Here is a 12,203-nt window from a genome sequence, read left to right as displayed (position 1 = left end):
GCCGAAACCCTGCTGAAGAAGGAAGGCTGCGACGTTCTGACCGCAGTCGATGGGTTCGAGGCGCTGGCAAAGATTTCCGACCAGAAACCGAACATCATCTTCGTCGACATCATGATGCCGCGCCTGGATGGCTACCAGACCTGCGCGCTGATCAAGAACAACGCCCAGTTCCGCGGGACGCCGGTGATCATGCTGTCCTCCAAGGACGGTCTGTTCGACAAGGCGCGTGGCCGCATCGTGGGCGCGGAGCAGTACCTTACCAAGCCTTTCACTCGCGACGAACTCCTCGGCGCGATCCATCGCTATGCGACGGCGAGCTGATTCAAATCCGCTTAACGACGTCCAGGGGGACGTGTGGCAAACATTCTGATCATTGACGACTCGCCCACCGACGTACGCGTGTTCACCACGCTACTGGAGAAGGCGGGTTTTTCCGTCTCCAGTGTCGACAACGCCGAGTCGGGCATCGACCGCATCCGTGCGAGCAAGCCCGACCTGGTCATCATGGACGTCATCATGCCCGGCATGAATGGCTTCCAGGCCACCCGAACGCTGAGCCGGGACCCGGCTACGGCGGACGTGCCCGTGGTGATGATCACGACCAAGTCCATGGAGACGGACCGCGTATGGGGGTTGCGCCAGGGCGCGAAGGCCTTCATCACCAAGCCGGTGAACGAGAAGGAACTGCTCTCGACCATCGCCAGCCTGCTGCCGAACAAGCATTGAGGGCGCCATGAGCGAGAACGCGGCACTTACGCCTTTCGAACTGCTCGCCCACTACGAGCGCGCCTGCCTGGCGCACTCGGCGGGCGCGCCCGAACGGGTCGAATCGCTGGGCCTGTGGCGTGGCATCGGCTTCCGTATCGGTCGCCGTGCCTTTGTCAGCGGTATCGAAGAGATCAACGAACTGCTCGCCGTGCCGCCGCTGACCAACGTGCCGGGCACCCAGCCCTGGCTGATGGGCGTGGCCAACGTGCGCGGCAACCTCGTGCCGGCAATCGATCTGGGCCGTTTCCTCTTCGACGAACGCACGCCTTCATCCGAGCGTACGCGCCTGCTGCTGGTTCGCCAGCACGGCGGTACGGTGGGCCTGCTGGTCGACGAAGTGTTCGGCCAGCGCACCATGGACGAGGCGCAGCGCGGTACCGGCAGCGAGGAACACGATCCGCGCCTGGCGCGGTTCGTCGCGGAAAACGTACAACTGGGCGAGCAATCGTTCGGGCTTTTCAGCATGAGCCGTCTGGCTCGTGCGCCGGATTTCCGGCAGGCGGCGCTGTAAAGCGTCTCCACGGGGGACGGGACGGCCGGGTGGCCGCCCCGCAACAGGATCGGCGAGGGCGGTAAACGCTCTTGCGATGGGAACGGAGGGGCGGCCAGTGCGGCCGCTTCGTCATGCCGACGACCTCATTCGGGGCGCCGGTGACTAGCTTTGCCAGGTTTGGTCGAGGTGAGTATGAGCACGACAACAGGGGGCGCAGGCCGGGAACGTGGTTACACGATGGTTATCGTGGCCCTGCTTCTGGCTATCGGTTTGGCGTCGGTCGACTTCTGGTGGCTGAACATCAAGAACGGTGAGGATCGCGAAGCCATCGCGCTGACGACCCAGGTGCAGGTGCTTTCGCAGCAGACCGCGAAGTACGCACTCGAGGCGTCCGACGGCAACCGCGACTCGTTCCGCGAACTGGCGGCCACGCGCAACACCATCGATTCGGCGGTGCAGCGACTGGTCAAGGGCGATGAAAAGACCGGCATGCCTTCCTATGCCGAGAACGACGCGACGCCGTCCGGCCGCTCGGTGGGCGCCCTGGCCAACGCCTGGCACCAGCTCGATGCGGATATCGGCAAGATCCTGTCGAACAAGGACCTGGTCCTGAGTTCCGGTGAACGCGCCGACCTGTTCTCCAAGCAGATGCCACTGCTGAACTCGCGCACGGACGAAGTGCTCAACATCGTCCAGCAGAAGAACGCTTCCTCGGAGCAGACCTTCACCATCGCCCGCTGGATGCTCATGGCCGATCGCATGATCCGTCGTGTGCAGGAAATTCTGCAGGGTGGTGATGGCGCGCAGTCTGCGGCCGACGGCCTGTCCCGTGACGCGCAGCTCTACGGTGCGGTGCTCAAGGGCCTGATCGATGGCAATGCCGACGGCGGCGTTCATGCGATGACCGACACGAACGCACGCAAGATCCTCGAAGGCATGCAGACCTCCTGGGGCGACCTGGTCGACCCGGTGGCCCAGCTGGTCGCGGCATCGCCCAACCTGCAGGACGTGAAGCGCGCCGGTAACCAGGCCTCGCTCGACTCGCAGACCGTGTTGCTCCGCGCGAACGAATCCGCGGACCAGATCGCCAAGAAGTTCCGTCTCTTCCCGAACGTGGGCTGGGGTCTGGTCGGCGCACTGGCCACGGTGGCCTTCGCGCTGCTGCTCGTCGTCACCCTCGTGCGTGACCAGCGCCAGCGCCTCGAGAGCACGTCTGAACTCAACCAGCGTAACCAGACCGCGATTATGCGGTTGCTGGACGAGATGGGTACGCTCGCCGAAGGCGATCTGACCATCAAGGCCACGGTGACCGAGGACATCACGGGCGCCATCGCGGACGCCATGAACTCCGCGGTCGACGAGATGCGCAACCTCGTGACCACGATTAACGAGACGGCGGTTCGCGTCTCGGCGGCGGCACAGGAAACGCAGGCGACCGCCATGCACCTGGCCGACGCGGCGGAACAACAGGCGCAGCAGATCACCTCGGCGACCTCGGCCATTAACCAGATCGCGACCTCGATGGATACCGTGTCGAAGGATTCCGCGGAGTCGGCCGACGTGGCGCAGCGCTCGGTGCAGATTGCATCGCGCGGCGCGGAAGTGGTGCGCGAGACGATTCAGGGCATGGACTCGATTCGTGACCAGATCCAGGAAACCTCGAAGCGAATCAAGCGACTGGGTGAATCGTCCCAGGAGATCGGCTCGATCGTGGAACTGATTAACGACATCGCCGAGCAGACCAACATTCTCGCACTCAACGCAGCCATTCAGGCGGCCTCGGCCGGTGAAGCGGGCCGCGGTTTCGCGGTCGTCGCGGACGAAGTGCAGCGCCTCGCTGAGCGCTCGGCGAGTGCGACCAAGCGAATCGAAACGCTGGTGCAGACCATTCAGTCCGATACCAACGAGGCGGTCAGTTCGATGGAACAGACCACCGCCGAGGTGGTGGCCGGTGCACGACTGGCCGAGGATGCGGGTACCGCACTGGGCGACATCGAGCGCGTCTCGAACGATCTGTCGGCGCTGATTCAGAACATCTCCGCGGCGGCACGCCAGCAGTCCGCTGCGGCGACCGACACCTCGGCAACGATGAACGTCATCCAGGAGATCACGTCGCAGACGTCGTTGGGCGCAAGCCAGACGGCGGAATCGATCGGCAACCTGGCCCAGCTCGCGAATGACCTGCGCCTGTCCGTCGCGAACTTCAAGCTGCCGGGCTGATGCAGTGAGACTTCAAGACCATACCGATTTCACCACGCTGCATTGGGTCAAGGCGGAGCTCGACGACGCCCTGTCCAAGGCACGCCAGGCCCTCGAGTCGTATGTCGAGGATTCTCGCGACGCCTACGTCATGCACACCTGCGCCGCCGACCTGCATCAGGTCCACGGCACGCTGCGTATGGTCGAGCTCTATGGCGCCGCGATGGTTGTCGGCGAAATGGAGCAGTTGGTTGCCGCGCTCATCGACGACCGCGTCGCTCATCGTGATGACGCCTATGCCGCGCTGATGCGCGGCATGATGCAGATGCCCGACTATCTCGAGCGTTTGCAGAGCGGCCATCGCGACGTGCCGATCGTCCTGCTGCCCTTGCTCAACGATCTCCGCGAGAGCCGTGGCGAGCAGTCGCTGCACGAGTCCGCGCTGTTCACGCCCAACCTCGACACCATGCTGCCGATCGGTGCACCCGGTGCGAGCGACCCGGCCGTGGCTGAGGCGCATCGCGCCGAGCTGGCCGAGTTGCGCGTGCGTTTCCAGCAGCAATTGCTTGCCTGGTTTCGCGGGCAGGGTAACGAACGCCAGTTGCTCGGCATGCGGGCTACCCTCGATGCGATCGCCGCGCGTTGCTACACGATCGCCGGCCGTCGCCTTTGGTGGATTGCCGCCGGCGTCCTCGAAGGTCTCGAGCGCGGCGTGTTGCGTGCCCACGAGAAGGACGTTCGCCAGCTGATCGGTCGTGTGGATCGTTCGATCCGCGAGCTGGTGGAAGGCGGTGAGGAAGTGCTGCTCACCGGCGAATCCGACGATCTCGCGCGCAAGCTTCTGTACTACGTCGCCCAGGCCAAGACCGGCAGCGACCGTATCGAAGAGCTGCGCCAGACCTATCGCCTGGATGGTCTGCTTCCGCGGGCCGCCGAGCTGGAACACGCCCGTGGCTCGATGTCCGGGCACAACCGCGCGCTGCTGGACACCGTGTCGGCCGCGATCAAGGAAGACTTGTTGCGGGTCAAGGAATCGCTCGATCTTTTCCTGCGTCGTCCCGATGGCGATCCCGCGCAGCTCGGCCCGCAGGCTGATGTGCTTGACCGCGTCGGTGACACGCTGGGCATGCTCGCCCTGGGCGTGCCGCGTCGCGTCGTCGGCGAACAGCGTCGGATCCTCGGCGAAATCGCCACGGGCCAGCGCTTGCCGGACGAAGAGTCGCTGCTCGACGTCGCCGGCGCACTGCTATACGTCGAAGCCTCGCTGGACGACCACATCGAACGTCTTGGTGCGGAAGGCGAGGGCGAAACACAGGTTTCCGACTCGGGCCCGTCGCCGCTGCCGCGTAGCGAGGCACGCCACATCCTTTCCACGCTGATGCGCGAAGCCACGGCCAACACCTCCAAGGTGAAGGACGCGATCGTCGCTTTCGTGGAATCCTCGTGGGACCACGCTCAGCTCGAGGGCACGCCCGAACTCATGGGCGAGATCGGCGGCGCCATGAACATGCTGGGCGCTCCGCGTCCGGCCGAGCTGGCCGATGGCATCGGCCTGTTCATTCACCGCGAGTTGCTCGGTGACCGGCGCGTGCCCAACAGCGCGCAGATGGATCGCCTTGCCGATGCGCTGGCCGCGCTCGAGTATTACCTTGAGGCGGCACGTGAACATCGCGGCGGCCTCGAGCACATTCTCGACGTGACCCAGCAGAGCCTGGCCGAACTCGGCTACTGGCCGGTACCGGTGGTGGAAGCCCCGACGCCGCTGGGCGAAGCTGCCCTGGAGTCGATCGACACCACAGCCATCGAACACATTGCCGTGCCATCGACCAGCGTCGATGCGGGCGAGACGGTCTCCAGTTTCGCCGACACGTTCGACCTTCTCGACGAGCCGCCCACCCAGGCGGAGATCGAAGCGGTGCAGGCGCATGCCAGCGAAGCCGTGACGCACGACGTGGCAGCCGCCGCGACGGGCGAGGAAGACTGGGTCGAGATCGAAGAGGAAGTCGAGCAGGAAGTCGGTGGCAGCGGCAATGCCGAGTTCGCCGGGTTCCAGATCACGGTGGACGGCATCGACGACGAGATCCGCGAGATCTTCCTGGAGGAAACCGAGGAAGAGATCGGCAACCTCCTCGCCGCGCAGGAGGCCTGGCTCAGGGATCCGGAGCGGATCGAGGCACTGGTGCCGATCCGTCGTTCGTTCCACACACTGAAGGGTTCCGGTCGCCTGGTCGGCGCCCGCCTGCTGGGCGAATTCGCCTGGAAGGTCGAGAACATGCTCAATCGCGTGCTCGATCACACGATCACGCCGCACGACGGTGTGCAGGCGCTCATCCGTCATGCGGTCGACGCACTGCCTCAGCTCAAGTCCGCACTGGAAGGCGAGTCCACGCCGGGCGCACCGATCGCCGCCATCATGGAGACGGCCGATCGCCTGTCGATGGGCGACAGCGCCTTCGTCGAAGACATCGCCAAGAGCTCGGTCCACACGGTTCGCACCAAGGTCAAGCGTCGCGTGCCGCGCGACACGATCGCAGCCGTGCCGACGGCGGCTTTCGCCGGTTACGGCCACACGCCGTCGGAGCCCGTCGAAGCGACACCGATGGATCCGCCGTACGTGGCTCCGCCGCTGCCGCCGGTCGACGCGGTGCTGCTGGATATCCTGCGCACCGAGGTGGCCCAGTACCTGCACGTGATCCGCGCCAACCTCGCGTTGGCCGGTGACGGCGAGCTACCGGTGGACGATGGCCTGCTACGCGCCGTGCATACGCTGCACGGTGCCATCGGCATGGTCGACATCCCCGTGCTCATCCAGGTACTCGCGCCGCTCGAAGGCCTGATCAAGCGCGTCCGTGCCAGCGGTGTGCCGCTGCGTCCGGCGGGCGTCGATGCCCTCACCGACGCGGCCGACCTCGTCGACCATGTCATGGAGCAGTTCGACGCGCCGGATCCGCGCGTGCCCGACGTGTCCGTGCTCGCTGCGCAGATCGTCGCGTTGCGTGACGAACAGCCGGAAGCAACCGTCGCTCACATCCTGTACGAGCCGGATCCGCAGCCACTGGACGATGAAGCAACGACGTACGCGCCGGTCGCGCCGGTCGCGCACGACGACACACCGGTGACATTCGAGGATATCCAGGCTGTCGACGCGTTCGAAGTGGTCGAAGAGCCTGAGATCGTTGACGACATCCGCGTCCATGACGAGCTTCCTTCGTTCGAAGAAACGCCGGTCACGATCGATAGTCCCCTCGACGCCAACGACTCCTTTGACGACATCACGTTCGATGAGGCTGAGCTGGAGGCACTGCTGCGCGACACCTCGCCGTCTGCCGGGCATTTGCCGGTAGCCGAAGAGCCTGTCGCCGAGGACGTTCCGGTGGCTCAGGTCTCGCTCGAGGCTGAGCTCGAAGCCATGCTGGCCGGTGAGCTGGCCGCTCGTGAATCGGCCGCGGCCGAACACGCGCAGCAGCATGTCGTCAGCGACACTTCCAGCAACGAGACCGAAGAGGCGGAAACCCTCCCGGGCATCGAACTCGATCCGATCGAAACGTCCGACGCGACGGCCGACCTCACCGCCGAGCTGCTCGCTTCGTTCGAAGGCTTCCAGATCGACAAGCCCGAAGGCGACGTCAAGCCGATCCTCAAGTACGACGCGGAAGAAGATGCCGCGTGGCGTTCGCTTATCGGCGGTCTTGCCGATGACGCGGCGAGCCCGGAGGAAGGCGGCGTCGAAGAGGTCATCGACGAGACGGCGTCGGAGGAAGAAGGCTTCCTCGCCGACGAGGCGTTCGCGCTGGATGCGACGCCGGCGGAACCGCTTTCCGCCGAACACACCGAGCTCACCGAGCTGGCCGATATCGACGAGACCGTGGATGCCACGGCCGACGTTGTCGAACCCTCGGTCGAACCGTCGGATGAGCTATCGAGCGAGCCGGTGGTCATCGAAGACCAGTCGCACGAGCCCGTCGCCGCACCCGTTCACACGCCGGTCGACGAGCCTGTCGTGGCCATGGTGCCGGAGCTCTCGCCGTACGCGGATATCGATCCCGATCTCCTCGAAGTCTTCGTCGAAGAAGGACGCGAGATCCTCGACCACGCGGATGGCGCCCTCGCCGCATGGCGTATCGAGCCGCAGGTCGCGGAGCACGTGACCGCCCTGCAGCGAGACCTGCACACCCTCAAGGGCAGCGCGCGCATGGCCGGGCTGGCTGTGGTGGGCGATCTTGCCCATGCCATGGAGGCCCTGCTCGATGCGGTGGCCGGTGGCCAGCGCGACAGCGATCGTCCGTCCATCGAAGCGACCGAAGTCGGCTTCGATCGCCTGCACGGCATGATCCAGAGCATTGCACTGGGTCGAGCCATTGCGCTCAACGACGCCGATATCGAGCCATTCGCACGCCTCGCCGGTGCACCGATCGCACCGGATACGCTTACCGCCGAAAGCTACCGCGAAGAGCGCGAAGCCGCGATCATCACGCCCGAGCCTGCACCGATCCCCGGCTTCGAACCGCTGGCCGAGGTCGACGCGATTCCCGYCCTCGAGCGCGACCTGCCGGAGTTGCTGCCGGAGTTCGAGGAGGAAGAGCTTCAGCGTTCGTCGCAGGAACAGATTCGCGTCCGCGCGGACATGCTCGATACGCTGGTGAACCATGCCGGTGAGGTGTCGATCTACCGCTCGCGCCTGGAACAGCAGACGGCCAGCTTCCGTTCGACGCTCACCGAGCACGAACAGACGGTCAGCCGCCTGCGCAGCCAGCTGCGCATGCTCGAAATCGAAACCGAAGCGCAGATCATCGCGCGCTACCACCAGGAGCACCGCGAAACGGGTGCGACGAACTTCGACCCGCTCGAGCTCGATCGCTTCTCGCAGCTGCAGCAGTACTCGCGTGCACTGGCCGAGTCGGTGTCCGACCTTGTGTCACTGCAGACGATCCTCGACGAGCTGACCCGTCAGTCCGAAAACCTCCTGCTCCAGCAGCAGCGAGTGAACGCGGAGCTGCAGGAAGGTCTCATGCAGACGCGCATGTTGCCGTTCGACGCGATGGTGCCCAACCTTCGCCGCACGCTGCGCCAGGCCGCCGGCGATGTCGGTAAGCGGGCCCAGCTGGTGGTGGAAGGCGCCAACGGCGAAATGGATCGCAACATGCTCGACCGCATCAAGGCGCCGTTCGAGCACATGCTGCGCAACGCGGTCGCCCACGGCATCGAGTCGCCGGACACCCGCGAGGCCTCCGGCAAGAACCCGGAAGGCACCGTGCGTATCCAGGTGTCGCGCGAAGCGACCGAAGTGGTCGTTCGCCTGTCCGACGACGGTGCCGGCATGGACCGCGACGCGATCCGCGCCAAGGCGATCGAACGCGGCCTGCTGCGTCCGGAAGCCCGTGTCTCCGACGACCAGATCTTCCAGCTCACCCAGGTTCCGGGTTTCTCCACCGCGGAGAAGGTCACCCAGGTGGCGGGGCGTGGCGTCGGCATGGACGTGGTCGCGAACGAGATCAAGCAGCTCGGCGGTACCCTCGGCATTGAATCGCAGAAGGGTGTCGGCACGACCTTCGTGATGCGCCTGCCGTTCACCCTCGCGGTGACCCAGGCCCTGATCGTTCGTATCGGCGAAACCAACTTCGCGATCCCGATGACGTCCGTACATGGTGTGGCGCGCGTTGCTCCCAACGAGCTCGCGCACCGCATGGCCGACGAGAATCCGAGCTTCGATTACCTCGGCGACGACTACACCATCCATGACCTGCCGCAGCTGCTCGGCGTGCATGTCATCGCCTCGCCCGAAGAAGGTGATGTCCCGCTGCTGCTCGCCCGTTCGGGCGACCTGCGTGCCGCGATCCGTGTCGATGCCGTGCTCGGCTCGCGCGAAATCGTGGTCAAGCCGGTCGGTCCGCAGGTCAGTTCGGTGCCGGGTATCCTCGGCGCGACGATCATGGGCGACGGTTCGGTGCTGATGATTCTCGACCTCGCGCCGATGGTGCGCCACGGTGTGGCACGCCGCGCGTTCGAAGCCGAGGCGGCGGTGCCGCACGCACCGCGCGTGCAAGACGAAGTCCGCGTGAAGCCCCTGGTCATGGTGGTCGACGATTCGATCACGATGCGCAAGGTCACCGGCCGGGTGCTGGAACGTCACGAGTTCGAAGTGATGACGGCGAAGGACGGTGTAGACGCTCTCGAGAAGCTCAACGAACGCGTACCCGACCTGATGCTGCTCGACATCGAAATGCCGCGCATGGACGGCTATGAACTGGCGACGCAGATGAAGGCGGATGAACGCCTGGCGGGTGTGCCGATCATCATGATCACCTCGCGCACCGGCGATAAGCATCGCCAGCGCGCTTTCGACATCGGTGTCGACCGCTACATCGGCAAGCCGTACCAGGAGAACGACCTCATCGTGCAGATCAATGATGTGCTCGGAGTGACCCATGGTTGATCGCGAGCCGTCGGTCGCCCTGCTGTTCGACGATGCGGCGCTCGCCGCCCACCTGCGCGACGCCCTCGTCGCGCACGGTGCGCGGATCGTCTATGAGTCGGACCTGGGTGCGTTCGCCGCGGCCGAACTGGTCGGGTCGTCGGCCGATGTGGTCGTGGTCGATCTCGACGATCCCAGCGATGGCGACCTCGACCGTCTCTATGACACGGTCGAAGGGGGGCACCCGCGTCTCGTTTTCAACGACGCCGATGCCAGCCGCAACCTGGAAGGCTGGGACCGCGCCCGTTGGGCCCGGCACCTTGCCGCCAAGCTGGTGGGTGCGAGCCCGATGGATCCGCCGCGCCCCGACGACGCGCGCGCCATCGAGCCGCGCATCGATGCGATCGCCGGCGTGGCGGCTCCTGCCGAGGAGACATTTGACGAACCCCTGGCTGGCGATCTCGCCATCACCGGCAGCCACGGTTATGCCGAGTCGCCGATGGCAACGGCCGAAGATGTCGGCGTCGTTGCCCTTGCTGACGACGACACCCTCGTCGACAGTGCCGATGATCTGGCTGACTCCCTGGACTTCTCCGCGCCGCTGCCCGACGCCGTGGGCGAGGACGAGGACGAGGGCAGCGATCCGGTCAGGCTGGCCGCCGAACTGGAGGCGTTGCTCGCCGATAGCGACCCCGACTCGATCAACGGTTCCGACGGCCTGGAAGATGTTCCCTCGTCGCCGCTGGAACTGACCGAACTGGCGTCGCTCGATCTCTCCGGTTTCGAGGTGGTGGACGATGCACCGCCTCCGGCTCCCGTTGTGGAGCGCGAGTTCGATGTCAGCCAGTTGAGTCTGACGGCGGAAGACGAGGGYACGCCCGCCGTTTCCGCGGGTAGCGAACATTCCCTCCAGATCGAATCGCGCGCCACGGAATACGTGCCGCCGCCGGCTCCGGAGTGGGATTTGGTAGACCACGATACGATCGTGATCGACGCGCCCGTGCACGGCAATGCGGCCGACTTTGGTATCGAGACGGTGAGCGCTGCCGAGTATCTCGCGCAGGACATCGTCGATGACGGCTCGCATGGACTCGAGGCTGGACTGTCGCTTGAACTCGTCTCGCTCGAGGAAGCCATCGCGCCACGCACGGACGGCGACTTCTCCCATGAGATGTTCCTCGAGGGCAGTGCGCGTGCCGTTCGCCGCGTCGTCGCTCTCGGCGGTTCGCGCGAAAGCGAAGCCGCCGTGGCCGCCTTCGTCGCCGCGTTGCCTAAGCGTATGCCTGCCGTGGTCCTGGTCGCCGTGCATCACGACGCGGATGCGGACGGCTTCGCTCAACGCCTTGGCCGCGCACGCGTGGCGAAGGATGGATCGCATACGGAGCACGGCGAGATTCTCGTGGTTTCGCGTGGCACGCACGTACAGATCCGTCGCGACGGCAGCGTCACGGTGCGCGAAGACGGCAGCTCTACTTCCGCGTCCGGTCCGTCCATTGACGGCATCTTCAGCACACTCGCCGGTGGTTTCGGTACCGATGCGCTGGCGATCGTTTTTGCTGGCCGCGGAAACGACGCCGTGGCCGGGTCGCAGGCGGTGTACGACGCTGGCGGCCGTGTCTGGGTCGAGACCGTCGTCGCCGAGGCCGATGCGGGGCATATGGTTGCCGGGATTCGCGAGGAACGCGTGGCCGGCTTTGCCGGCGACGTTCATGCCCTGGCGCAGAAACTGATCGAGGAATTTCCATGAGCGAGCCGTTACCGCGCGAAATCCGCTGCGTCCTTATTCCCAGCGGCGGCGTACGCCTCCTGTTGCCGAACGCCTCCGTGGCCGAAGTGATCACGTTGGCGGGGGTCGAGGCAGTGGCCGACGCACCGGTGTGGCTGGTCGGTCGTATTACGTGGCGCGGTTGGCGCGTGCCACTGGTGCGCTTCGACCATGTCGCCGCGCTTGCGGAAGAGGGCAGCGCGCAGGCGCCGCGTGTGGCGGTCCTGAAGGGCGTGAGCAATCATCCCGACATGCCGTATCTCGCGGTCCTGACGCACGGCTTCCCCCGCCTGACCACGCTGAATGCGGAGCTCCTGCTGCCGACGCACGACGGCCACGAGCTGCCCTTTGGCGTCCGCGCCCGCGTCCTCGTCCGCGACGATACGGCCGTCATTCCGGATCTCGAAGCGCTGGAAGAAACGCTGGTAGGCATGTTCGCCGAGGCTTGATCGGGTTGCGTGTGGCGTTCGGGCACGCCGCGCGGGCCGTAGGAGCCGCTTCAGCGGCGAACCCTCAACACTGATTTCTCAAATGAGGCCTTGCGGTGATCCGGCGAGCGGTTAAAC

The 12,203-nt window shown here is 65.6% G+C and carries 7 protein-coding genes; all 7 read left to right on the top strand.

The features are described 5' to 3' along the window. The coding region (locus tag AC1DSN_RS11250; RefSeq protein WP_477330715.1) for a response regulator at positions 1-321 on the top strand (321 nt) is incomplete at its 5' end. 33 nt (positions 322-354) lie between these two features. Further along, positions 355-726, top strand: a complete 372-nt coding sequence (locus tag AC1DSN_RS11245; RefSeq protein ID WP_046968466.1) for a response regulator — start codon at positions 355-357, stop codon at positions 724-726. A 7-nt stretch (positions 727-733) separates the two neighbouring features. Then, a complete protein-coding gene (locus AC1DSN_RS11240) occupies positions 734-1,279 on the top strand; it encodes a chemotaxis protein CheW (protein WP_063571159.1) in 546 nt (181 codons plus the stop codon). 219 nt (positions 1,280-1,498) lie between these two features. Continuing rightward, a complete protein-coding gene (locus AC1DSN_RS11235; protein ID WP_477330717.1) occupies positions 1,499-3,481 on the top strand; it encodes a methyl-accepting chemotaxis protein in 1,983 nt (660 codons plus the stop codon). Positions 3,482-3,485: 4 nt separating this feature from the next. Then, on the top strand, positions 3,486-9,893 hold the full coding sequence (locus tag AC1DSN_RS11230; protein WP_477330713.1) for an Hpt domain-containing protein: 6,408 nt from the start codon (positions 3,486-3,488) through the stop codon (positions 9,891-9,893). Then, on the top strand, positions 9,886-11,619 hold the full coding sequence (locus AC1DSN_RS11225) for a chemotaxis protein CheB (protein WP_477294116.1): 1,734 nt from the start codon (positions 9,886-9,888) through the stop codon (positions 11,617-11,619). The genes AC1DSN_RS11230 and AC1DSN_RS11225 overlap by 8 nt, the downstream gene beginning before the upstream one ends. Beyond that, positions 11,616-12,086, top strand: coding sequence for a chemotaxis protein CheW (locus AC1DSN_RS11220; RefSeq protein WP_063571324.1), 471 nt, complete (start codon positions 11,616-11,618; stop codon positions 12,084-12,086). The genes AC1DSN_RS11225 and AC1DSN_RS11220 overlap by 4 nt, the downstream gene beginning before the upstream one ends. Positions 12,087-12,203 lie beyond the last annotated feature (117 nt).

This window comes from Luteibacter sp. P4_D7_3 (assembly GCF_056401735.1).
Note: the sequence above shows the minus strand (reverse complement) of the source record. Positions and strands in the feature narration are given on the sequence as shown.

Excerpts from the sequence above, each read along its gene's own strand:
- AC1DSN_RS11240 (WP_063571159.1), top strand. The coding sequence starts at position 734 with ATGAGCGAGAACGCGGCACTTACGCCTTTCGAACTGCTCGCCCACTAC.
- AC1DSN_RS11235 (WP_477330717.1), top strand. The coding sequence starts at position 1,499 with ATGGTTATCGTGGCCCTGCTTCTGGCTATCGGTTTGGCGTCGGTCGAC.
- AC1DSN_RS11220 (WP_063571324.1), top strand. The coding sequence starts at position 11,616 with ATGAGCGAGCCGTTACCGCGCGAAATCCGCTGCGTCCTTATTCCCAGC.